Source organism: Acinetobacter sp. YH12069 (assembly GCF_013419675.1).
Taxonomy (GTDB): domain Bacteria; phylum Pseudomonadota; class Gammaproteobacteria; order Pseudomonadales; family Moraxellaceae; genus Acinetobacter; species Acinetobacter amyesii.
On sequence record NZ_VOZS01000007.1, the window covers coordinates 1 to 20362 of the forward strand.

At 40.1% G+C, this 20362-nt stretch carries 31 protein-coding genes, 4 tRNA genes and 1 pseudogene; 22 read left to right on the forward strand and 14 right to left on the reverse strand.

The genetic code is table 11. The features are described 5' to 3' along the window. Positions 1–188: hypothetical protein (locus FTU16_RS16420; RefSeq protein WP_218955627.1), on the forward strand; the 188-nt coding region annotated here is incomplete at its 5' end. A gap of 198 nt (positions 189–386) precedes the next feature. Here FTU16_RS16420 and FTU16_RS06190 read toward each other — a convergent pair. The 9 genes from FTU16_RS06190 to FTU16_RS06235 all read right to left on the reverse strand — a co-directional run bounded on the left by FTU16_RS06190 (position 387) and on the right by FTU16_RS06235 (position 4979). Then, positions 387–938, reverse strand: a complete 552-nt coding sequence (locus tag FTU16_RS06190; RefSeq protein ID WP_121594754.1) for a hypothetical protein — start codon at positions 936–938, stop codon at positions 387–389. Between the two features lie 11 nt (positions 939–949). Next, a complete protein-coding gene (locus FTU16_RS06195; RefSeq protein ID WP_180162912.1) occupies positions 950–1378 on the reverse strand; it encodes a hypothetical protein in 429 nt (142 codons plus the stop codon). A 396-nt stretch (positions 1379–1774) separates the two neighbouring features. Then, positions 1775–2059: a hypothetical protein gene (locus FTU16_RS06200; RefSeq protein WP_306670346.1), complete on the reverse strand. Its 285-nt coding sequence runs from the start codon at positions 2057–2059 to the stop codon at positions 1775–1777. Continuing rightward, on the reverse strand, positions 2056–2736 hold the full coding sequence (locus FTU16_RS06205; protein WP_180162913.1) for a hypothetical protein: 681 nt from the start codon (positions 2734–2736) through the stop codon (positions 2056–2058). Before FTU16_RS06205 ends, FTU16_RS06200 begins: the two co-directional genes overlap by 4 nt. Then, positions 2729–3505: a YdaU family protein gene (locus tag FTU16_RS16505; RefSeq protein ID WP_257227099.1), complete on the reverse strand. Its 777-nt coding sequence runs from the start codon at positions 3503–3505 to the stop codon at positions 2729–2731. Before FTU16_RS16505 ends, FTU16_RS06205 begins: the two co-directional genes overlap by 8 nt. Continuing rightward, positions 3498–3749, reverse strand: coding sequence for a hypothetical protein (locus FTU16_RS06215; protein WP_180162914.1), 252 nt, complete (start codon positions 3747–3749; stop codon positions 3498–3500). The genes FTU16_RS16505 and FTU16_RS06215 overlap by 8 nt, the downstream gene beginning before the upstream one ends. Further along, positions 3746–4459, reverse strand: coding sequence for a phage regulatory protein/antirepressor Ant (locus FTU16_RS16510; protein WP_257227100.1), 714 nt, complete (start codon positions 4457–4459; stop codon positions 3746–3748). Before FTU16_RS16510 ends, FTU16_RS06215 begins: the two co-directional genes overlap by 4 nt. Positions 4460–4473: 14 nt before the next feature. Further along, the gene (locus FTU16_RS06230; protein ID WP_180162915.1) at positions 4474–4779 is read right to left on the reverse strand and encodes a hypothetical protein; all 306 of its coding nucleotides are present in this window, start codon (positions 4777–4779) and stop codon (positions 4474–4476) included. Beyond that, positions 4779–4979, reverse strand: coding sequence for a hypothetical protein (locus FTU16_RS06235; RefSeq protein WP_180162916.1), 201 nt, complete (start codon positions 4977–4979; stop codon positions 4779–4781). The genes FTU16_RS06230 and FTU16_RS06235 overlap by 1 nt, the downstream gene beginning before the upstream one ends. A 124-nt stretch (positions 4980–5103) precedes the next feature. Between FTU16_RS06235 and FTU16_RS06240 the strand changes: the two genes are divergently transcribed. From FTU16_RS06240 to FTU16_RS06300, 13 genes are all read left to right on the forward strand, one after another. After that, entirely contained in the window at positions 5104–5787 is a 684-nt protein-coding gene (locus FTU16_RS06240; RefSeq protein WP_180162917.1) for a helix-turn-helix transcriptional regulator, read from the forward strand. A gap of 205 nt (positions 5788–5992) precedes the next feature. Continuing rightward, complete coding sequence (locus tag FTU16_RS06245) at positions 5993–6349, forward strand: hypothetical protein (RefSeq protein ID WP_180162918.1); 357 nt, start codon at positions 5993–5995, stop codon at positions 6347–6349. Next, the gene (locus FTU16_RS06250) at positions 6349–6864 is read left to right on the forward strand and encodes a hypothetical protein (RefSeq protein WP_180162919.1); all 516 of its coding nucleotides are present in this window, start codon (positions 6349–6351) and stop codon (positions 6862–6864) included. The genes FTU16_RS06245 and FTU16_RS06250 overlap by 1 nt, the downstream gene beginning before the upstream one ends. Beyond that, positions 6861–7295, forward strand: coding sequence for a hypothetical protein (locus tag FTU16_RS06255; protein WP_180162920.1), 435 nt, complete (start codon positions 6861–6863; stop codon positions 7293–7295). Before FTU16_RS06250 ends, FTU16_RS06255 begins: the two co-directional genes overlap by 4 nt. Continuing rightward, entirely contained in the window at positions 7292–8212 is a 921-nt protein-coding gene (locus FTU16_RS06260) for a recombinase RecT (protein ID WP_180162921.1), read from the forward strand. Before FTU16_RS06255 ends, FTU16_RS06260 begins: the two co-directional genes overlap by 4 nt. Then, positions 8209–8958: a hypothetical protein gene (locus FTU16_RS06265; protein ID WP_257227101.1), complete on the forward strand. Its 750-nt coding sequence runs from the start codon at positions 8209–8211 to the stop codon at positions 8956–8958. Before FTU16_RS06260 ends, FTU16_RS06265 begins: the two co-directional genes overlap by 4 nt. Continuing rightward, a complete protein-coding gene (locus tag FTU16_RS06270) occupies positions 8955–9239 on the forward strand; it encodes a hypothetical protein (protein ID WP_257223039.1) in 285 nt (94 codons plus the stop codon). Before FTU16_RS06265 ends, FTU16_RS06270 begins: the two co-directional genes overlap by 4 nt. Continuing rightward, positions 9239–9484: a hypothetical protein gene (locus FTU16_RS06275; RefSeq protein ID WP_180076876.1), complete on the forward strand. Its 246-nt coding sequence runs from the start codon at positions 9239–9241 to the stop codon at positions 9482–9484. Before FTU16_RS06270 ends, FTU16_RS06275 begins: the two co-directional genes overlap by 1 nt. Continuing rightward, the gene (locus FTU16_RS06280) at positions 9485–10066 is read left to right on the forward strand and encodes an HNH endonuclease signature motif containing protein (RefSeq protein ID WP_180162922.1); all 582 of its coding nucleotides are present in this window, start codon (positions 9485–9487) and stop codon (positions 10064–10066) included. Then, complete coding sequence (locus FTU16_RS06285) at positions 10066–10422, forward strand: hypothetical protein (protein WP_180162923.1); 357 nt, start codon at positions 10066–10068, stop codon at positions 10420–10422. Before FTU16_RS06280 ends, FTU16_RS06285 begins: the two co-directional genes overlap by 1 nt. Next, complete coding sequence (locus FTU16_RS06290; protein WP_180162924.1) at positions 10415–10603, forward strand: hypothetical protein; 189 nt, start codon at positions 10415–10417, stop codon at positions 10601–10603. The genes FTU16_RS06285 and FTU16_RS06290 overlap by 8 nt, the downstream gene beginning before the upstream one ends. Then, positions 10596–10910, forward strand: coding sequence for a hypothetical protein (locus FTU16_RS06295; protein ID WP_180162925.1), 315 nt, complete (start codon positions 10596–10598; stop codon positions 10908–10910). Before FTU16_RS06290 ends, FTU16_RS06295 begins: the two co-directional genes overlap by 8 nt. Next, on the forward strand, positions 10907–11185 hold the full coding sequence (locus FTU16_RS06300; protein ID WP_373683893.1) for a pyocin activator PrtN family protein: 279 nt from the start codon (positions 10907–10909) through the stop codon (positions 11183–11185). Before FTU16_RS06295 ends, FTU16_RS06300 begins: the two co-directional genes overlap by 4 nt. Here FTU16_RS06300 and FTU16_RS06305 read toward each other — a convergent pair. After that, entirely contained in the window at positions 11169–12308 is a 1140-nt protein-coding gene (locus FTU16_RS06305; RefSeq protein WP_180162926.1) for a tyrosine-type recombinase/integrase, read from the reverse strand. The genes FTU16_RS06300 and FTU16_RS06305 overlap by 17 nt on opposite strands. Positions 12309–12496: 188 nt before the next feature. Between FTU16_RS06305 and FTU16_RS06310 the strand changes: the two are divergent. After that, positions 12497–12778: pseudogene (locus FTU16_RS06310) on the forward strand (carboxymuconolactone decarboxylase family protein); the annotation flags it as partial. Positions 12779–12882: 104 nt separating this feature from the next. On the opposite strand, the gene FTU16_RS06315 reads toward FTU16_RS06310, so the two are convergent. Both FTU16_RS06315 and FTU16_RS06320 read right to left on the reverse strand, forming a co-directional pair. Further along, the gene (locus FTU16_RS06315; RefSeq protein ID WP_078191893.1) at positions 12883–13140 is read right to left on the reverse strand and encodes a hypothetical protein; all 258 of its coding nucleotides are present in this window, start codon (positions 13138–13140) and stop codon (positions 12883–12885) included. Between the two features lie 185 nt (positions 13141–13325). Then, positions 13326–14504, reverse strand: a complete 1179-nt coding sequence (locus FTU16_RS06320) for a trypsin-like peptidase domain-containing protein (protein WP_180162927.1) — start codon at positions 14502–14504, stop codon at positions 13326–13328. A 169-nt stretch (positions 14505–14673) separates the two neighbouring features. Between FTU16_RS06320 and FTU16_RS06325 the strand changes: the two genes are divergently transcribed. The 7 genes from FTU16_RS06325 to FTU16_RS06355 all read left to right on the forward strand — a co-directional run bounded on the left by FTU16_RS06325 (position 14674) and on the right by FTU16_RS06355 (position 18315). Next, the gene (locus FTU16_RS06325) at positions 14674–15432 is read left to right on the forward strand and encodes a Nif3-like dinuclear metal center hexameric protein (RefSeq protein WP_168379171.1); all 759 of its coding nucleotides are present in this window, start codon (positions 14674–14676) and stop codon (positions 15430–15432) included. Positions 15433–15588: 156 nt separating this feature from the next. Then, entirely contained in the window at positions 15589–16215 is a 627-nt protein-coding gene (locus tag FTU16_RS06330; protein ID WP_078192384.1) for a superoxide dismutase, read from the forward strand. An 811-nt stretch (positions 16216–17026) separates the two neighbouring features. Then, a tRNA-Asn gene (locus FTU16_RS06335) sits at positions 17027–17102 on the forward strand. Between the two features lie 5 nt (positions 17103–17107). Then, positions 17108–17183, forward strand: a tRNA-Asn gene (locus FTU16_RS06340). 217 nt (positions 17184–17400) lie between these two features. After that, positions 17401–17476, forward strand: a tRNA-Asn gene (locus FTU16_RS06345). A 258-nt stretch (positions 17477–17734) separates the two neighbouring features. Then, positions 17735–17810, forward strand: a tRNA-Asn gene (locus tag FTU16_RS06350). Between the two features lie 22 nt (positions 17811–17832). Continuing rightward, the gene (locus FTU16_RS06355; protein WP_218945491.1) at positions 17833–18315 is read left to right on the forward strand and encodes a DUF2726 domain-containing protein; all 483 of its coding nucleotides are present in this window, start codon (positions 17833–17835) and stop codon (positions 18313–18315) included. 75 nt (positions 18316–18390) lie between these two features. Here the strand turns inward: FTU16_RS06355 and FTU16_RS06360 are convergent, their stop codons facing one another. Both FTU16_RS06360 and FTU16_RS06365 read right to left on the reverse strand, forming a co-directional pair. Beyond that, positions 18391–18651: a hypothetical protein gene (locus tag FTU16_RS06360; RefSeq protein ID WP_168379169.1), complete on the reverse strand. Its 261-nt coding sequence runs from the start codon at positions 18649–18651 to the stop codon at positions 18391–18393. Positions 18652–18834: 183 nt separating this feature from the next. Continuing rightward, the gene (locus FTU16_RS06365) at positions 18835–20289 is read right to left on the reverse strand and encodes a S9 family peptidase (RefSeq protein ID WP_180007668.1); all 1455 of its coding nucleotides are present in this window, start codon (positions 20287–20289) and stop codon (positions 18835–18837) included. Positions 20290–20362 lie beyond the last annotated feature (73 nt).

Consider the following 20362-nt stretch of genomic DNA (forward strand, 5'->3'; position numbering starts at 1 on the left):
TAATAAAACATAGGCAATATATTCTTATCCAAACCCCATTTCTTCATGGGGTTTTTGCTATTCAACTTCTTTCAAACAATCCCGACAAACCTTTATCTCATCGCCATCAATCGTGTGGTCAATCTCAATCGCACCATGAAAGCCGAATAGGCATTTTAAAAATTGGAGCATGTGAATCTCCTGAATAGGGTGGCGGTAATCAATTTAAAAACCACTAGAAATTAATAGGAACCGCCATAGGTGCCCTGATATTGCTTACACAAAAACATTTCTCAGGGTATTAAAAAAGCCCACCTTTTAGTGAGCTTAATTTAATCATGGTCAGAAACTGCGTAATACGACCAGTATAGTAAAACTATACCTTGGTTTCCGAAATATTGGAATCCCTATGCACGCATTTCTTTGTAAGTATTTTTCTTATATTTCTGAACAGCTTGAGAAGCCTCTTCAATCGCAGACTCAAGCGCCAAACACATCAGATTTTCGTATGGCTTCCATGTCTTACGATAAAGTTCGGCTTGCATCTGCATCGAATTAATACCCGCATAATACAATCGACCTTGCGCTGTAAAATTCCCCTCAAGCTCAGGATTCAAAGCAAAGTCAATTACCATACGTGCAACCAAGTATGCCAAATGATTCATGGTGATATGCTCAGGCTCACGCTTCTTATCATCCTTAGCATTGACCAACATAATTTTAACCAAGTGATTACGCACATACTCATAATCACTTTCACACTTTCCATCAAAGACAATAAGCGCTGTAACTGACTTTGCAAGCTGTGTTTCCATACTCGCAATCGCACCCAAACGATCTTCATAATTCAAAGGCTTCTCCCCAGTGCCATGTGCCTGTGGCTCAAAGTTTGGTGACTTCGCTGTAATTCCCTTAGTCAACCATTCAAAAGGTTCAAATTTCTCTGCTACTGCGTTCATCCCTATTCCCCTTATTTTGCAAATCTCTTAAAGACCAACATTGCTGCATCACGTGCATGTTCATTTGTTCGCCCAGGCCAGCCTGTGCGTTTCTTAAATATCTCTGAAGTAGTTTTTGTTGCATTGGCTTTTGGATGAATCATTAAATAATTCAAACCTTGTTCTTTACACCAATCTTCCCAAATTTGCGCATCACGCTTAACAGATCCAACACCTTGAGCTTTTTCTCGTCCACCTGTAAACCATGTTCGCTTACGTGCATCTTCGATATATAGCTTCATGTCATCTGGACCATTTTCAGCGATCAACAATTTAATTTCAGCCATGGCCCGGGTGATTGTTAAGCACGTTACTTTGCTCAACTCTCCGCCGTTGCCACAATCAATAGCAACAGCGAAGCCTGTATTTACTCCTGTATCGATACCAATGAGGATTTTCAAATTACAAACTCCTTGTCACCTTTACACCAACATACGTATGCGATTTGCACTGTTAAATTGCGATATCCAATACCCTTATCAAAATCAAAAAGTCGATCTCCATAGATATATTTCATTTGTAAGTAAAAGGACTGAGCTTTAAAAAATTCTTCAAATTCACTCATCCCTCAATCACCCTCGTAGTCGGCGCTATATGATTCCGAATGTCTGACACATGATCGGTTCGGTCGTGGTCTGCGATGGCTTTGCGAAGGTCGTCGACACAGATAAAATCAGTAGACAATTGCGACAAAAAGAAATCGTCTTTTTCTGCTGAGTAATATTTGAATTTAGTGAAATGAGTTCCAAGTTTGCGATGTCGCTCCACAATTTCCCGCATTTGTTCGATTGTTAGGTTCATGCTGCACACCCTTTCTCATAAACAGACCTAATGCTGTTTTTATTCTTAGTCTTGCCAGGTTTGTAGCGAACGTTATAACAACACTTGCAGGCAGCCTCGTATCGCTTCGACACTTGACCATTCACCAATTTAACGTTCCGATGCCACCAAAATTCATCATCTAAAGGCCAATATTCACCACACTGAATACAGAGTTTTTCCCGACCTAATTCCGTTTCGATATATTTAGATTTATTCGCATCCACCCAATCCACGGTTTTATTGTCATACTGATCCTTCACACCCCACCTCCTGCGCTTTGCTCATACTTCAACTTCATCGCATTCATCATCGCCATTGGCAAAGACATGCCCGCTTCTTGAAATTCCTTAACCTTGCTTTCCACCCAAGATTTTTCCTCTGGTGTCGGCTCAGGTAGCCATGATTTAAGTTTAGGCGCTGCCTTGGATGTACCAATCATCTTCGGTGGCACATACCACTCTTGCTGACGACCTTGCATCTGAGCTTTGGCTAGATAGGTCTCATAGATCGATTTGAACTGCCTGAAAGCCTCCTTCATGCTTCCCTGCTCAACCAACCAGTAAACAGAGTCCCATGCTTTTTTGGTCAAGGTGGTGACTTTCAATTTGCCTTCTAGCAATTCAATCTCTGATTGATTTGAATAATCACAAGCACGTTGCCAAGCTTCTGTTGCTGTCCACCAGCTGCCAGACATGCACCATGATTTAAAATCAGAAAGTGTTGGGCAGAAATCACCTGATCCAGCTTTTGCATTCAGTTGAGCCATGCCCTTTTGAAACTGCTCATCACTCAACATTACTAAAGCACCGTTGATGATGTTCAGAATGCGATTCAGGTCAGTCATGCCGTTAAATTGGCTAATAAACTTGTGTCCATACATCACTTGCATGATGTCGTAGTATTCGCGAGCCTTGTCTAAGGCGATCCCGTTAAGCACGACCCACCTCCTCAATCAGTAATGGCTTTTTTGGCTCACCAACATCAATCACCTGTCCTTGCTGTTGATCTAACTGCATACGTTGTTCAGCGAGAATCTGGGCTGTGGTTTTAGTGATGGATTGTTGTTTTTGAGGTTGATCCTGATTTCGCATAATCCATTGAACAAATTTCACCAGTGCTTTGTTGGCAACCATGTGTTGATCTGCGTAGTACAACTCGAATTGTGATTGCAGTTGATCAATGTATTTCTGATCTACTTCATGACGACCTGCCATTTTCAATTTCGTGTTCACCGTGTTCAGGTCAAACGTATATTTATATTGGTTAATGGTTAATGGTTCTTGGTTTATGGTTAATGGTTTATGGTTAAGGTTTTTTTGGGTTTCATTTTCAGAACCCAAATTAACCGACTGGGTTTCTTTTGGGTTTTGCAAATCCTTGTTTTTTGGTGGTCGACCACCTTTTTTCCCATTTTCACGATTTTTATCGGCATGAGCCTGATATCCAGCGATTTCAGCATCACAACGTTTATTGTGAAAACCGTCTTCTTGCTCAACAAAGAAGTCAGAAAGCACATTTAGAACAGCTTGCTTTTCCTCTTCGGTATTTGCACGCAACCGACGAAAAACCACTTGGGTTTCTTTGGGTAATGGTTTTTCGTTTAAGTAATAAAAATCCAATGCACGACGGTAAAAACATTCTTCAAGGGTATTCAAGTGAACGGTGTCACGCATGAAATCGCCAATATGGTGTAGGTATTTATGCATTGGCACACCCCTCATCATAAATCCAAAGTGTTGGTCTGCTTCCTAGGCGCATTCCGATAACACCTGTACCTTTAGTGCGAATAAGCACACCCAAGTCATGGGCGCATTGACGTTCTGTGATGTCATGACCTTTAGCATTCATTCGAGCAACAACCCCTTTAGTGTAGGGTCGCTTACCTTGGGCTTTAGCATCTTTAACGCATTGCAATACATGGCTTTGACGCTCAGTAAGATTACTAATCATGCCGCTACTCCTCGCTCTAACCATTTCGCAATGCGAGTAATAAGCTTCTGAGTCAACTTAACTTGCGTAAAAACCTTTTCACCTGACTCAAATAAACGAGGTGCAGAAGTCACAACATGCACAAGCTTTTGATCAATGGACTTTTGATAGGCCTGAATTTTCGAAAAGTTGTCGCGATATACAACTTTGTGGTCCAGTAGGTATTGCGTTAATTGGTTTTGACCAACCTTGAGAACTTTAGCGGCCTCACGAATCCCTAAAACATTGGTACAGTCAGCAATGCGATCTAAGCCTTTTGCTTTTGGTTCGAGGATTGCGACTTGTCCCCGCAACTCAATATTTTCCTGCTCAGCTTGTAGGGCTAACTGGATTAGATCCATACGGGAAAGTTCAGTTGGTTTTTGTGGTTGGTAAGCTTGAGCTTCAAGCTCCTGCCAACGTTTAATAACTCGATTACGCAAAACAATGCTGTAACCAGTAACCAAGGTCATTGTTAATTCTTCATCTAACAAATATTCGGTTTGTTGGCGGTTCATTGAGTCAAAATAGATATGCTCAAAGTTGAGCGCATCTAAATTTAAGGATGCGAACATTACGTCGCAGTCACGCTTAACATTTCGATGTTCTTTTTCGCAAAGTTCTGCAATTACCCGAGTGCCCATAGTTTTTTGTTCAGAATTTCCGAACTGTGGTAAAATTGGCATGTTCATATTGACTAGACTCCTTATTGAACATCAGGCTCAGTAGTTCGCGCTACTGGGCTTTTTTCGTTTTCACACGATGTATTCACCGTATTCGTGGTATTACCAAATGCTCTGCTGAGATACTCATGTTGCTTCTTAAACTTCACGAGTTTTTCTATGGCTGCATCTCGAATCCATTCCGAGCGTTTTATGTCGTCCATTGCTGCCAGCGCATCAATCGCCTGCAATGCTTCATGTGTCATACGGACTGATGTTGAGTCGGTCTTTTTCCCATGCACATCAAGAAAACCTAAATCTAGTGCTTCTTGCATATCGTCTACCCCCATCACGCAACATCCTTGTTGCGAACCACACTTGATACATTTGGATTTAAGAAGATGTGCGGATACTGGAGTTTCACTTCCGCAGGTATCCCTCTTGTCATCCAGTTTTGAACTCGCTGTTTGCTTTTTAAGCCAAGCATTTCAGCAACTTTTGTTGACCCACCAAGAGCAACAATGATGTCTTTATCAGTGCTGATAGACATTTCACCCTCCACTAAACATTTGTGTATTTGATGGTAAACGCTGTGTTTACTAATGTCAAATCATTTGTTTAACACAATTTGTTTACTACTGAGATAATAAAACCAAGAACAAAAGGGGTTTGTTATGCACGATTCATTTAAAAGGCTGCTTGAGGCGAGCAACAATCTAAGCCAGGAAGAAATCGCAAGACGTATTGATGAATCACCGCAAACGCTGACCAATTGGAAAAAGCGTGGTGTATCAAAAGCTGGGTCTTTAAAAGCGGCTGCTGAGTTTGGCTGTTCTGCAAACTGGATTTTAAGTGGTGCGGGCGATAACTCTAGTAGTGATGTTTCTCGTGTTGCAGGGTGGGATAACTCCACTCCACTAGATAGCGATGAGGTTGAAGTGCCGTTTTATAAAGATGTTTTAGTGTCTTGTGGTTCAGGGTCGCTTGGTGAAATCATAAACACAGAAACAAGAAAACTAAGACTAAGCGCCTCAACATTAAGGCGTTATGGTGTTGATCCAGCAAATGCACTTGCATTAACAGCTTTCGGCAACTCAATGTCTCCAGTCATCAATGATGGTGCAACGGTTTACGTTGATATAGGCAGAAAGAATGTTATTGATGGCAAGGTATATGCGGTATGCCATGGTGGTCTTTTTAAGTTTAAGTACCTGTATAGAATGCCAATGGGTGGTATAAGGATTGTTAGCGCCAATAGTGACGAATACAAAGAAGAGGTTTTAACGCAGCAAGAAATTATCGACCAGGAGTTTGAAGTTATTGCTTATGCATTTAATGTGCAAAATTCGCTGCCATAAATAAGTAAACAAAATGAAATTTTAAGACTGCTTATGCGGTCTTTTTTTATGTCTATATAAAACAGTTGTTTATAAATTAATTAAACATTTGTTTATTATAAGTGTTGACTACAGTACACATCATGTTTACTATGAACCTCGTAAACAAAAAAAGCACACCGACCCTTTCAACCTTCGATGTGCTTTGCAAACTACGAGGTCTATTATGGATAGTAACAAGAAACAAATCAAGTTTGCTGGTGGTGCTATTGCACTTGCAGCATTCATTGTCGGTGCATTTTCAATATCACCTGCCTCCACAACCGCACCGATTGACGACAATCAAGTTGTCGTTACAGGTGAAGTAAAGCTTAAGCAAAAACTTAAATTTTGTGCTGAACAATGCCCTGCGCTAATCACTATCGGTGATTACGAAGTATTTGTTGAATATGGGCTTGATGGTGAGTCAATTCGCTATATGGAACCAATGAGCGTTTCCAAAGACGGTATCGAAGTAAATGCATACATCGATCAGGTAGATATTCAAAAAATTAACGCTGCGATTGTTGGGGGTGTGAAGTGATGGAAGATTTAACTTTGACTATCACCGCTCCAATCACTGAATGGTGTAGTGATTGCAACTACCAGGCAAGTAAAAGCCTAATTGGCTATTCGGGTAAGTGTCCTGAGTGTGGATCAAACCATATTTATAGCCGTGTGAAAAAAGAAAAAGTGTTTTCTGTTCGGGTGTCACAAGGTCGATTTGCGATGTACTTAAGCGGTGCTTTAGCAGAGCCTCAGTATCGATACTCATTTACAAACACTCCTATTGGAGATATTCATGTTATTTCAGATGAGGATTATGACCATGGATGCCCTTTCCAAACTCTTGATGCGCTGATGTATGCGAATGATGTAAGCAGCTCAGGAAAAGCAAAAATTAAGGCTCTAGGTGATGCTGTTTTTGCTAATAGCGACTGGAAGGAAGATCAAGAACGCAAGATTGCAAACAATCGACGCCTTGAATTGGAGCGCGAGCTTTACACCCTAAATAGCCAATTTGGTTTTTATAAAAATAAAGCCGAGGTGCCAGCATGAACATCAAAACTAATACTTTAATCCTCGCCCCTGTCTTCCCTGATTTTGAAGTGGCTGAAGACATTGTTATTCAAGACGGAAAGGTTGAATTCACGCTTCAGTATCGCTTCGACTTTATTAGTGATGCGTCTATCGAATGCAGTATGCCATTACTTGAATGCACACAAGGTTTTGCAGTTGGTGATTCAGATCCACAGAACTGTCATGAAATTGATATCCCTGCTTTTAAAGCAATTGAAAACACACTGGTAACTGTAATGAAAACTGATGCCGTAGCAACCAAAGAAGGCAATGAATTTGTCTTACTTCCTGAGCAGTTGCGTGCGTTGAATGTGTTGATTGTGGATTGGTGTGAAGATCAGTTTTTAAAGGAATCTGAACAGCAAGCTACTTATGTTGCTGAGGATATAGCAGAGGAGATTTACGGATGAATGCACCAGTGAAAACAGAAAATCAGGTTGCAGAGCATGATCCAAAGTCAATAAAGGCTTATGTTTCAGATTCTAAAATCCGTCAAAAATTTGAAGAAGTTCTTGGAAAGAAAACTCAAGGTTTTCTTGCATCGGTGATGCAGGTTGCCAACCAACCACAACTCAAAGGCGCAGTCCCGGCAACTGTGGTTAATGCAGCAATGATGGCAGCAACGCTTGATTTACCAATTAACAATAACCTTGGCTTTGCATACATTGTGCCGTACAAGCGCAAATTTAAAGATGCTCAAGGCAAATGGTCAGAGTCTTTAGAGGCTCAATTCCAGATGGGATACAAAGGCTTCATTCAACTGGCACAGCGTTCAGGTCAGTTTGCACGTATTGCTGCAACGCCAGTATTTGAGGGTCAGTTGATTTCAGCAAATCCTCTGCTTGGCTATGAGTTCGACTGGACAGTTCCAAATCAGGGTGAAGCTATTGGCTATGTGGCTTTCTTTAAGCTACTGAATGGCTTTACTGCTGAGCTTTACATGAGCACCACTGATGTGAAAAAGCATGCAGGTAAATACAGTCAGTCATTCAAATATGGCTCTGGTGTTTGGAAAGATAATTTTGAAGCTATGGCGCTTAAGACGGTGACAAAACTTTTGCTTTCAAAACAAGCACCTCTTTCAATTGAAATGCAGACAGCACAACTTGCGGATCAGGCAATTGTTCGTGACGTGGAAACAAATGATTTTGATTACATCGATCACAATGAAAGTGTTGGTGCGATTGAGTCAAAAGTCACTGTGCCTGATGCTGAATTTCCAGTGTTGCTTGAACAGGTTAAAGCAGGTGCATTTGAGAAGGATTATGTGCTCAGTGAGTACGCGCTCACAGATGCACAACGTCAAGCTGTGGAGGTGCTCCCATGAAACTATTTCGCTGTTCCTCTCTACATAAACTTATTGGCGATGCTCAAAGCATTGCCAGTGAGTTACGAAATGATGAGATTAATGCTCTCATTCGTAAAAAAAAGCGCACTGAAGAAGAAAATGCTTTGGTTCAAGAACTTAAAGATGCATCGCTTTCTGATACTGCTAAAAGCGCAATTCGCGATGTAGTGAAAGAGGATCTATATACATTCCGCTCATTCAAAGGGAATCAATTCACAGCTAAAGGCAACATGCTAGAAGATTTGGCGATTGAAATGTCTGGAAAGATGCGCTTTCGTAAGCTTACGAAGCATGTGGGGCGTGTTCAAAATAGCTTGATTACTGGTGAGTGCGACATTCTTGATTTAGATCGCAAGCTCATTATCGACACAAAATGTACTTGGGACATTGGCACGCATCCTTTTTTTATTGATGAGGCCATGGAGAAAGTTAAAAAGGCAGGCTATGACATTCAGATGCAAGCCTATATGTGGCTTTACGAATGTGAAGTGGCGAACATTGATTTTTGGCTATTCCCTTGCCCTGTCGAGCTCACAAAAGATTGGGATGATCGGGAGCAATTGATTGATCTTGTTGAAAAGATTGATATTCGTGAGCGTCTTACAACTGTTGTGATTGAGCGCGATGAAACAATTATTCAAAAAATCAAAGACAAAATCCCGCACTGCCAAGCGTACTACGAAAAGCTATTTACTGAACGTAGCAAAGGGAGGATTGCAGCATGATCTTCCGTATCAAAAATAGACATGCCGACGGCTTCAAAATTTGGTTAGAGAAGCTCGGTTATGTGAAGAAAGTCCTTGCAGATGGTAGCTGCACTTTCAGCGGTAAAGGCACCCGTAAGGCTTTGAGCTATGTGTTTGTAAAGAGTGATTTAACGGGTAATTCGGCGTGCCAAGCGTTGTTTGATGAATATGAAATGCACTTGCGCAGCCCTGCTATATCAGATGAAACGAATGAAAATTTAGCGCGTGTTGTGGCTAATCAAATAATGAAGGTGGCGTGATGAGCACATTAAAAGATTTAAACAAGCATCTGTTTGATCAGTTGGGTCGTTTAGCTAAGGCTGACAAAGATGAGCTTGAAACTGAGGTTAAGCGCGCTCAGACAATTCAGGGCATTAGTGCTGAGATTATCAAGGCACACGCTACTCAGTTGGATGCGGTTAGGTTGGTCGCTCAGCACAAAGGCTTAAATCAGGATCAGCAAGCACCACGCATTGCGCTTGGCGATATGAATGTCGAGGTTTAAATGAAAGTTAAATACACACCTGAAATGGATGCCTTTTTGATTAAGCACACAATCATGCCTCGCAAGGAATTAACCGAGCTTTTTAATGCTGAGTTTAGTATGAGTGTCAATGTGGATCAGATTAAGGCTCACTGCCTCAGGATTGGTGCTAAAACTGGCCGTACTGGTCGCTTGGAAAAGGGCCATGTTACTTGGAATAAAGGCATGAAAGGCTATAAACCAAGTCCAGAAACATTGTGGAAAAAAGGCAATATTCCTCACACTTCAGCACCAGTTGGTTATGAGTACATCACTAAAGATGGCTACATCGAGCGCAAGTTTGAGGGTGAGCGTCAAATGAAGCTCAAGCATAAGTACCTGTGGGAGAAGGCTAATGGCCCTATCCCTAGTGGTCACGCATTAATCTTTAAAAACGGCATTAAAACCGATTGTCGCCTGGATAACTTAATGTTGGTAAGCCGTGCGGAATTGCTTGCAATGAACCGTAAATTTAAAGAACTGCAGCGACCTGAAACAAAGGAAACCGTTGCGCTTTTAGCAAAGCTTTATGTGCAAAGTCAGAATATTGGAAAGGTGGCGTGATGGATATTCATAAAGAAAGAGAAGCGTTTGAAAGATTGCCTTTAGCTGAATTAGCAATCAAAAGTGAATATGTTTATTACAACGAAGAAACAAATTCATATTGGCCCAATGAGGATTTTTGCCCATCAGATGCCCCTGAAACAATGAACTTTGCTTGGGAAGCATGGCAAGCAGCCAAAGCCCAAGCGGTGCCGGAAGGGTTTGTTTTAGTACCAATGGTACCAAGTGAAAGAATGATTAATGCTGTGCGCCAGTGCTACGAGGGTGAAGCCTACCTGCCTTATAGCTTATACAGCGAGTTTGTGAATCAAGCAATTATTGAGCGCATGGAAGCGCAGGAGCCAGCCAATGACTAGTACCTACAAAATTGGCGATACCATCACTGCTAAATTTACCCCTGCTTTTCAGGATGAAGTTGTTGTTACTGGTGTGATACGTGAATTCAAAGGCAGTATGATTTGCTGCAATCAAGTTGACACAAATGCGCCTTTCTTCTGTCTTGTTGAAGAGATTGTTCAGGAGCCAGCCAATGACTGAAATTCAATTAACCAATGTGCAGTTCGCCCAACTCCAGATCGACAACCTTGTGGCCAAAGACAAGCCCTATTTTGAAAATTGGGATGCGCAGGAAGTTGAACTGTTTAATGCGATTGTGAATGCAGTCAATTACGACAATGAGTTCACTTTCAATATGCGTGGGTGGTCACGTCAGCGTGTAGTAAATGGCACAGGCGGAATGATCGAAGTAAATGAAATGAATGCGGATGAGCTATACCACTTGTTTAGTTGTTATTTGAGTGGGTTGCCTAGAAATGTGGTGGAAAGTTTGAAGGAGGTGAAATGATGGGTGCATTGCAGTTTTCAACTTATGACTACTTGTTTTTAAAGCATCGCTCTGTTGTAGTGAAGTTGCTTGATATTGCGGATGAATACTATCCATCCCTAAAAAAAGCGACTGTGCATCAGATGGCGACCGAAAACAAGTTTCCCTTTCCAGTGTTTAAGCTGGATCAGAAAAGCCGTACAGCGCCATATTTCGTAAACTTGCGGGATTTGGCAGATGCGCTAGATAAAGAGCATCGAAGCGCATCAAAAGACTTTGCTACATTTCACCAATGATCTGTAGCAGGTCATCTAGCTGTAAAATGTTCACCCTCTTTTTTACTGACACATATCGCTCAAGACTGCTCCATGTGTCATGCAATGTGACTTGCTGTATTTGTGGAATAGTTAATCCATTCTCAGCAAGTCGTGTTGCCCCCTCGTGTCTTAAATCGTGAAACCTAAAGTCACTCATGCCTAATATATGGCAGGACTGGTTGAACTCGGACGCTATAGCAACAGCAGACAATGGTACAAGTAAATCACTATCACCGCCCATCTTCAGCATTCTTGATCTTGTGTCATCCTGCATTAAAAGCTCAATGATTTTTTGACAGTCTGAAAGCACGTTAAAATGCTTGTGATTTCCTTTTGAGCCATTGGGGTTTTTTAAATCTCGAACCATCCATGATTGATGTTCTTCATCGTAATCGCTTAACCGTATTCGGGTTATCTCTGCTTGTCGCCTGCATGAAAAAATGGCGAATAAAACTATCAGATGCATTGGGTATGCAGTCCGCCCACGATTCCATTTATCAAGATAATGCAGCAACAGGTTTTTTAATTCGGAATTTGATAGCAGCCTATCTCGCCTATCTGACTTCTTGATCTGTCGTGTCTTTCTGAGTTGTAGGCAGGCGTTGTTAAATTCATTCAAATTGACATTGATACGCCACATCACAGAAGCATGAGTCAAGATGGACTTAATGTTTTGGAGTTCATTTAAGATGGTTGATGGCAAGACTGGGTCAAGGCCTAACTTGCTATAGCCTTTCTTCCGCAGAGCCACATGCTCGGAAACATGGGTGGCATTAATTTGTTCTAAATACACCTTGGCAATAGGTAGTTTTGCAATTAGATCAAGCGACCTGTTTTTAGTGCGACCAAACTCACCACCAACTTCTTCTTTATATTTTGCAATAGCAGCAGCAATCGTCATTGACTTATTATTGATACCAAGCAAAATATCAGGATTATCTGCTATTTCTTGCTCACGCTTGTTGAGCCAGTTTGATGCAGTGCGCATGGTGCCAAAGGTTTTACTTTCCTTGTATTCAGGTAAACCAGTGCGTTTAATGCGTATTTCAGCACGATAACGGATAGCACCGCTGACGCTTTTGCGCTGTGTGATTGTTCCCATTTTTACGCCATTTAATGTTTTTCTCAGATGGCGTAAATTATGGCGTAATTCGATATGCTTTAATACTTGTTAATCTGTATTAATCGGTATTAATCTGCAAGCGGCTTATTTAATTAAAGTACTGTAATTTATAATAAAATAGATAAGATATTGATAATTAAAACATATTTAGCATTTATATTAATGTGATGCAAGATTGGATTAATGAGCATGCATGGGGTTCAACTTGGCAGCGTGAAGGCGTTTTACCCCGTAAATATCGCTCACTGATTACTATTGCATTTTTAACAGCACAAAAAAGTCCGACAGAACTCAAAGGTCATGTCCGAGGTGCTTTAAATAACGGGGCGACTGTAGAAGAAATTCAGGAAGTATTACTTCATAGTTTGCCATATTGTGGTGCACCAGCGACTCAAGAAGCCTTTCGTGCGGCGCTTGAAGTCATTAACGACTATCAAAAATCTGAATAAGATACTGCGTTATAAAACAGTTTTAGAAAACTACGCTTAGCGTGGTTTTCTAAAGGGTTTCATCTTGTTTTTAACTTACGACCTTAAATGCAGTGAATCCCGAATCAAATCCAGTAGACATTAAAATTATAGAAGAATTCATTCACTTCAAATCGAACTTGATATCCCAATTCTGTAAGCTCAGCAGATAAACTTCGAATCTCTTCTAAAGCTAAATGCTTGGGTAAAACCGTAAATACGGCGGTATTCCCCTGTTTGGCATTTTCCTCAATCAGCAAAGCCAAACGTGTCTTATATAAGGCGATATCTAAATTGGCTTGACTGGATAAAACTTTGGCATGTTCAGCGGGTAAAAAGCTCATATTCTTATACGCTTATCTGATTATTATTGCTTATAAATTAAGCCAAATTCAGCAAAGCGTGCAATGCATTTTTGTAATTGATATTTCAATTTCAAAGCGCATTGTTTGGCGCAAACGAAGCTCTTCAAAGCGATGTGCAAAAAAGGAACTCAAAAAAAATCCCTCATGAAGAGGGATTTTCTATGCTAGCGGGGTAATGGAATATATTGCGAGTCACTGTTTTGAGTTTGCGGTTTACGCTCTCCCACTTGTACCGGCAATGTCATCACCTTTCCGTCTCGCTCAATCTCAATTTGCATAGTGCTCAATGGCGCTTGTTGTGCAACGTAGTTGATTAAATGCGAAGTCGAGGTAATTAGCTCATTATTCACTTTCATGATTTTATCACCACGTTTTAAACCTGCTTGTGCTGCAGGTCCATTGCGAATGACATCTGCGACAATCACGCCATTCACCCGTGGATCTAAAATATTTTCTTGTTTAATTGGAAGTAAACTAATACCTAACCAACCACGTACCACTCGCCCATCTTTTAAAATAGCGTTCAGCACTTGTTGGCACACTTTTGCAGGAATGGCAAAACCAATCCCCAAAGAGCCACCTGACTGCGAGAAGATCGCGGTATTTACACCAATTAAGTTCCCTGCAACATCAATTAAAGCACCACCAGAGTTGCCGGGGTTGATCGCAGCATCTGTTTGAATAAAGTCTTCGTAAGTGTTGATTCCCAAATCTGAACGACCTGTAGCTGAGATAATCCCTTGCGTAACCGTCTGACCCACGCCAAAAGGGTTACCAATCGCTAGGACGACATCACCGACTTCATTGCCACTTAGCTTAAATGGCAAAACCGGTAATTGACTCATTTCAATCTTAATCACAGCTAGGTCTGTATCTGGGTCTGTACCCACAACTTTCGCTTCAGCACGACGACCATCATGTAAAGCCACAACGATCTGATCGGCCTGCGCAATCACATGGTTATTCGTCAAAATATAGCCATCTGGACGAACAATCACACCAGAACCTAAACTATTTTCGTTTTGATTGGTTTGATCTGGAAGTTGATTACCAAAAAACTCACGGTAAACCGGATCATTTAATAAAGGATGATCCAATTGTTTCACTTTTTGCGTAGTGAAAATATTGACAACCGCTGGAGCCGCAACTTTTACCGCAGCACTATACGAAACTACACCGCCTGTACGCGACGTATCAATGAGGGGCTCAACCTTTTCTGCAGGCATTTTGACCCCATCTGGGGCAATGGGTGCTTTAGGTTTTTGAACCTGTTGCCATGTAAAGAAACCGATGATCACAAGTATTAATAATACCCAAGGTAACCATGTAAAGGTCCGACGCACGTCTATATCCTCTAAATTTTATAATTCATTGATGGCTAAATAATTTATATCGTATTGTAATGTAATATTTTCAACAAACTTAAAAATAAACACAGAGATTTGTGATTCTTTAGTTACAATTTAAACAATCGTAAATTTTGATGCATCTTTTTGAGATTTTGGACAGTATATGGCTCAGTTAAGTGAAATTATTCAATGGTGTGATAGCACACTCAAAGCACATGAATTTAAGGACTATGCTCCCAACGGCTTGCAAATTGAAGGCTCAGCAGAAGTGCATAAAATTTTATGTGCAGTTACCGCGTCACAAACAGCGATTGAAGCCGCGATAGCAGCAAAAGCTGATTTGCTATTGGTACACCATGGTTATTTTTGGAAAGGTGAAGCTTACCCAATCACAGGTATGCGTGGCAAACGAATCAAAAGCCTGATCAAAAAAGATATTTCATTAGTTGGCTATCACTTACCTTTAGATAGTCACCCTACTTTAGGTAATAATGCAGCGATAGCAGATTTGCTCGAATTAGAGAATATTGAAGCCTTAGATCCTACTGAGCGCAATCCTATTGGTAATGTTGGTTATTTAAAACAAGCAATGACTCCAGCGGCGTTTAAAGACTTCGTTTCTGAAAAATTAGGATTTGATGCCATTCACCTACCGGCAGATAAACCATCGATTCAAAAAATTGGTTTGTGTACGGGTGGCGCACAAGACTTTATTGGCAAAGCCGCTGCATTAGATTGTGATGCGTACATTTCAGGTGAAGTGAGTGAACGTACTTTTTACGAAGCTGAAGAATTAAATGTGCATTATTATGCATGTGGACATCATGCAACCGAGCGTTATGGTGTACAACGACTTGCGAAAGCTATTTCAGAACAGTTCAATATTGAGTATAGTTATTTCGAATTAAATAACCCGATTTAATTTAAATCGTCCTGGTCTTTGGCTCAGTCCTTATACGTATATTTTCAGGCTTTATTCTGTATTGTTATTTATAAGCAATGCGCATTTTACTGCAAGAATCTATTACAATAACGGCACTTAATGTCAAAACCCAGCAAAATGCAAGGAATTGAAAACATGACAACGATTACTTTACCAGCGTTACCTTACGGTTACGAAGATCTTGCTCCTCATATCAGCAAAGAAACTTTAGAATACCATCACGACAAACACCACAATACTTATGTGGTTAATCTAAACAAAGCAATTGAAGGTACTGACCTTGCTGGCAAAACTTTAGAAGAAATCATCACTGCTGTTAAAGGCGATGCTTCTAAAGCTGGTATCTTCAACAATGCAGCCCAAGTATGGAACCACACATTCTACTGGAACTGTATGGCTAAAAACGGTGGCGGTAAAGCTACTGGCGCTTTAGCAGCTAAAATCGACGAAGCTTTCGGTTCTTACGAAAAATTCGCTGAAGAATTTGCAAATGCTGCTGCAACTCAATTCGGTTCAGGTTGGGCTTGGTTAGTTGCTGACGAAGTAAACGGCAACCTTTCTATCCTTAAAACTTCAAATGCTGACACTCCACTTGCTCACGGTAAAGTTGCTGTGTTGACTATCGACGTTTGGGAACACGCTTACTACATCGACTTCCGTAACGCTCGTCCTAAATACATCTCTACTTTCTTAGAAAGCCTAGTGAACTGGGACTATGCAAACGCTAAATATGCAGGTCAAGCTGCTGGCGTTGAAAAATAAGTTTTAAAACTTATTCAAAAGTCAAAAAAATCACCCTTTTAGGGTGATTTTTTATGCTTTAAATATCATACTGCCACAACAAACAATATTACACAAAAGAATGAATCAAGAGCCATTACTAATCATAAAAGCAAAATATACCAAAATATTAGTGATGTTTATCTTTATCACTATAATCCAGTATGTGAGTTACTCTTATGTTCAAGAATCTATTAAATATAGTTTTAATTCAGCACTAATACTGACTGGATTATCAATTATGGAATTCGTCTTAATTTTACTTATCATCAAAAATGGACTGCCACAAATTAGATTTTTCGAAAGTCATTGTATAATTCAACTTTATATAATGAAAATTCAGTTTAACTATGATCAAATAGAAAGCATATCCATTAACAACACAAAAAGTCACTACAAACTATTACCTGTCGGTAATGAATATTTATTAAGGATTGTATTCAAACACAATCAAAATCTTTTTAATCTATACCAAAACACCATTAAACCTGTTATGTCTTTTTCTAAATTTCATTTAGATACCTTCGCAAACCATCAAATTTTAGAAATATATTTATTATTCCAAATTATAATTCCTTTAGATCAAGAGAAACGCATAACTACGCTTAAAAATTTAAATCTACAAAATTTGACGATAAAGCAAATCAGCAACCTAGATGATATAAAAAACTTCAAAAATAACCACTATTTAAGAAAAAATTTCTAGACTTGAACAATAAAAAAACATTCAAATAGTCATTTCATCAAATCTGCTTGACCACTTTAAAATTCATCCCTAAAATGCGCATCAGATTCTCCAATAGCTCAGTCGGTAGAGCGACGGACTGTTAATCCGCAGGTCCCTGGTTCGAGCCCAGGTTGGAGAGCCATCTATTCTTCCATAGCTCAGTCGGTAGAGCGACGGACTGTTAATCCGCAGGTCCCTGGTTCGAGCCCAGGTGGAAGAGCCAGATTCTAAAAAACCCACTCATTACGAAGTGGGTTTTTTATTGCCTGTTGTTTAAGCAAAGCATACCTACTTTTTTGTTTATGCTTTCCTAAAAGTATCCGTATAAGTACTAACTTGTCTGATTCGGCTATTTTTAAAACACTTAATTTGATTTTTCTGTATTTTATTTAAATCAGGCTTGACCACCCTGCCATACATCTTTAGAATCCGTTTCAGATTCTCCAATAGCTCAGTCGGTAGAGCGACGGACTGTTAATCCGCAGGTCCCTGGTTCGAGCCCAGGTTGGAGAGCCAAATTCTAAAAGCCCACGCATTATGTCGTGGGCTTTTTTTATGCTCTAGGCTTTTATTTTTAAGATAAGAATCACTTGCTCTATGACCTAAGCTATTCACCGACCTCTCCTTCCACATTAGAAGCAATTATCAAAGCTTAAGTTTTAAAAACACTTTATATTAAAGGTGTTTATATTTAATACATTCAGCCTAAATTTTCTTATTTTTTGCAATTCCGACTTGACCTCACTGCATTTGCCCCATAGAATGCGTGCAGATTCTCCAATAGCTCAGTCGGTAGAGCGACGGACTGTTAATCCGCAGGTCCCTGGTTCGAGCCCAGGTTGGAGAGCCAAATTCTAAAAAGCCCACGCATCATGACGTGGGCTTTTTTCATATATGTAGTTTATTCCGTGCCAGATCTCAGTCAGTTCATATTTTTTATTATTGGTTGCTTGGCAACTTTTGCACTTGTCTGCTTAGTCTTTCCGAGACTGTTTAGAAGCAAACAAAAGTTTTTCCCACGTCGTGTAATCACTGCCTTTGAAAGTAAGATGTTTCATCGTTTAAATGAAGCATTTCCGAACTACCACATTTTAGCCCAAGTGGCTTTTAGCGCACTGATCACCAATCAAAATTATAAAATTAGGAATAGATTTAATCGAAAAGTCACTGATTTTGTCATACTTGACCAAACTTATAATGTGCTTGTGATTATCGAACTGGATGACCCTAGTCATATAGGCAAAGAGCAAGAAGATGCTGAACGTGATGCAATGCTTGAAGAAGCGGGCTACCGTGTAATCCGCTACACCAGTATTCCAACAGTTCACACGCTCAGGCATGATATAAATAAATAGTTGTAAAATACGTAAATCAAAATCAAACATTGAGTGAATGCGCATTGCATTCACATCGATAATGTAAACAGAATTTTATTGAGCATTTGACTCTTGAGCAGCCAGCACTTCTGATACTGCTTGGTCAGCCTCAGCAGCCAAAGCCTCATCTTGGGCTTCTTTAGCTTTAATGCGCTCAATCATTTCAGCTTGTTGTTGCTTATATTTTTCTTGGTTTTTGGCATCACTATTGACTGCAAGAAAAGCCATACTGACCAAAAATATAGGAATCAATAGCCCAAGTGCCATCAAAATGATCATCTTTTTGGTATTGGGCTTTGGCTTAACTTCAGACATAACGATTCTTTCATTTACATAAATAATTCGACGCCCAATATAGCAAAAAACAAAATTCGCTCAAGCCTTCATATCATTCTTTACTCTAACCAACTATACCCCCTCATTTTCACGGATTGAATGATTAACAATCCAATATTCAATAAAAAAAGGAGACATGCTCCTTTTTTATTATTTAAAAACTTAGCTTGAAGCAACTATACCCGTACAATGTGGACTTTGGCTCGCATCTTTTTGCTCATTGGTTAAATCAATACCTGTACCTGCGGACATTTTAGCTTGAATAAATTCGACCGCTTGCGCATTTCTACAGATAATCGCCTGTGTATGACTTGCTTTTGGCACAATATCCAATAAATATCCATCCTCATATTTTGCCTGTGGGAAGTATTTCACCGCTTGCAATTTCATATTTTCAAATAAAGCTTGAGTCACAGGAGGTAATACAGCTTTATCTTCTTCACCTTGAATAATATAAACAGGGGCTTTAATTACTTTGGCAGCAGTTGCATTCGTCGCTGGCTGATTATCATTTAAAAATTTCTGAACAACGGGATCGGTATCGATTTTATTCAAATCAATTCCGTACTGTGAAACCATATGCGTTGGATCTTTTAAGAATTCAATCACAGCTGCTTTAAACTGTTCTTGCAAACCATTTGCGCCATTTGGATCGGCATAACTTAAACATGCACCATCATCCCCTGTACGTCCATAGGCTTTTTCTGCAATAACACCAGCATCTGCAGTAAAGATATTTTTTAAATCATAATTTGGCTCATAGGCTTTAATACCCGAACTGGTCAATGCAGCATATGCCAAAAGCTCAGCATAGCCATCTGCAAGTTGCCCCATTAACGCATCTGCTTGCTGTGCATTGATTATGTTATTTGCAAGCGCGTAACGAATTTGAAGCAATTGTTCATCTAAGATATTGACGCCCTTACTCACGCCGTTGTCATCCAGATTTAAAGCAGGATCAAGATAGATCTTAATAATCGTCCCCAAACTCGATGCAGGTGCGGCTGCCACTGCCCCTTTATAGTTTGCATCCGTATTTGCAAATTCCGCCGTCCCTAAGGATGCATGACCACCTTGCGATTGACCGATCGACATCCACTGACCATTGAGTTGCTTACCATAATGTTCTTTTGCTGCTTTAACCGCAGTAAGTGCCGAATTTGCCGCACTCGATAAATTGAGGTATGGATGCACCCCCTTCGTACCTAAACCTTCATAGTCTGGTGCCACAATTACATAACCTGCCGCCATAAGCGTATTAGCTAGAATTTTAAAACGTGGATGAATTAGATTTTTACTTGGCGCACATTCATCTCCAGCCCCGACTGTTCCATGCTCCCATACCACAACACGATACCCATCTTTAGGTTGTGTAGCTTTTGGAAATAATACTAAGGCTGTTGCTGTTGCTGCTTTCCCCTGCACATTGGTCATGTTATACGTCATGACTTTAATGGACGATGTATTGTCTACAGTATCTAAAGCATAATTTGCTTCAGACACAAATGTTGATTTTTGATTCGAAGATGATGAGTCATTATCATCGTCATTACACGCGGTTAAAGACAGCATAGAAACTGCAACTGTCAGAGCTAATGCTATTTTTGAACTTTTCATAAAATATCCTTTTTAATCATTATTCTTTAAGCATGAAACTACATGCCTTTTTATTAATGCATAAAAAAAAGCA

Excerpts from the sequence above, each read along its gene's own strand:
- FTU16_RS06190 (WP_121594754.1), bottom strand. The coding sequence starts at position 938 with ATGAACGCAGTAGCAGAGAAATTTGAACCTTTTGAATGGTTGACTAAG.
- FTU16_RS16505 (WP_257227099.1), bottom strand. The coding sequence starts at position 3,505 with ATGCATAAATACCTACACCATATTGGCGATTTCATGCGTGACACCGTT.
- FTU16_RS06215 (WP_180162914.1), bottom strand. The coding sequence starts at position 3,749 with ATGATTAGTAATCTTACTGAGCGTCAAAGCCATGTATTGCAATGCGTT.
- FTU16_RS16510 (WP_257227100.1), bottom strand. The coding sequence starts at position 4,459 with ATGAACATGCCAATTTTACCACAGTTCGGAAATTCTGAACAAAAAACT.
- FTU16_RS06230 (WP_180162915.1), bottom strand. The coding sequence starts at position 4,779 with ATGGGGGTAGACGATATGCAAGAAGCACTAGATTTAGGTTTTCTTGAT.
- FTU16_RS06235 (WP_180162916.1), bottom strand. The coding sequence starts at position 4,979 with ATGTCTATCAGCACTGATAAAGACATCATTGTTGCTCTTGGTGGGTCA.
- FTU16_RS06240 (WP_180162917.1), top strand. The coding sequence starts at position 5,104 with ATGCACGATTCATTTAAAAGGCTGCTTGAGGCGAGCAACAATCTAAGC.
- FTU16_RS06245 (WP_180162918.1), top strand. The coding sequence starts at position 5,993 with ATGGATAGTAACAAGAAACAAATCAAGTTTGCTGGTGGTGCTATTGCA.
- FTU16_RS06250 (WP_180162919.1), top strand. The coding sequence starts at position 6,349 with ATGGAAGATTTAACTTTGACTATCACCGCTCCAATCACTGAATGGTGT.
- FTU16_RS06255 (WP_180162920.1), top strand. The coding sequence starts at position 6,861 with ATGAACATCAAAACTAATACTTTAATCCTCGCCCCTGTCTTCCCTGAT.
- FTU16_RS06260 (WP_180162921.1), top strand. The coding sequence starts at position 7,292 with ATGAATGCACCAGTGAAAACAGAAAATCAGGTTGCAGAGCATGATCCA.
- FTU16_RS06265 (WP_257227101.1), top strand. The coding sequence starts at position 8,209 with ATGAAACTATTTCGCTGTTCCTCTCTACATAAACTTATTGGCGATGCT.
- FTU16_RS06270 (WP_257223039.1), top strand. The coding sequence starts at position 8,955 with ATGATCTTCCGTATCAAAAATAGACATGCCGACGGCTTCAAAATTTGG.
- FTU16_RS06275 (WP_180076876.1), top strand. The coding sequence starts at position 9,239 with ATGAGCACATTAAAAGATTTAAACAAGCATCTGTTTGATCAGTTGGGT.
- FTU16_RS06280 (WP_180162922.1), top strand. The coding sequence starts at position 9,485 with ATGAAAGTTAAATACACACCTGAAATGGATGCCTTTTTGATTAAGCAC.
- FTU16_RS06285 (WP_180162923.1), top strand. The coding sequence starts at position 10,066 with ATGGATATTCATAAAGAAAGAGAAGCGTTTGAAAGATTGCCTTTAGCT.
- FTU16_RS06290 (WP_180162924.1), top strand. The coding sequence starts at position 10,415 with ATGACTAGTACCTACAAAATTGGCGATACCATCACTGCTAAATTTACC.
- FTU16_RS06295 (WP_180162925.1), top strand. The coding sequence starts at position 10,596 with ATGACTGAAATTCAATTAACCAATGTGCAGTTCGCCCAACTCCAGATC.
- FTU16_RS06300 (WP_373683893.1), top strand. The coding sequence starts at position 10,907 with ATGATGGGTGCATTGCAGTTTTCAACTTATGACTACTTGTTTTTAAAG.
- FTU16_RS06305 (WP_180162926.1), bottom strand. The coding sequence starts at position 12,308 with ATGGGAACAATCACACAGCGCAAAAGCGTCAGCGGTGCTATCCGTTAT.
- FTU16_RS06315 (WP_078191893.1), bottom strand. The coding sequence starts at position 13,140 with ATGAGCTTTTTACCCGCTGAACATGCCAAAGTTTTATCCAGTCAAGCC.
- FTU16_RS06325 (WP_168379171.1), top strand. The coding sequence starts at position 14,674 with ATGGCTCAGTTAAGTGAAATTATTCAATGGTGTGATAGCACACTCAAA.
- FTU16_RS06330 (WP_078192384.1), top strand. The coding sequence starts at position 15,589 with ATGACAACGATTACTTTACCAGCGTTACCTTACGGTTACGAAGATCTT.
- FTU16_RS06355 (WP_218945491.1), top strand. The coding sequence starts at position 17,833 with ATGACGTGGGCTTTTTTCATATATGTAGTTTATTCCGTGCCAGATCTC.
- FTU16_RS06360 (WP_168379169.1), bottom strand. The coding sequence starts at position 18,651 with ATGTCTGAAGTTAAGCCAAAGCCCAATACCAAAAAGATGATCATTTTG.
- FTU16_RS06365 (WP_180007668.1), bottom strand. The coding sequence starts at position 20,289 with ATGAAAAGTTCAAAAATAGCATTAGCTCTGACAGTTGCAGTTTCTATG.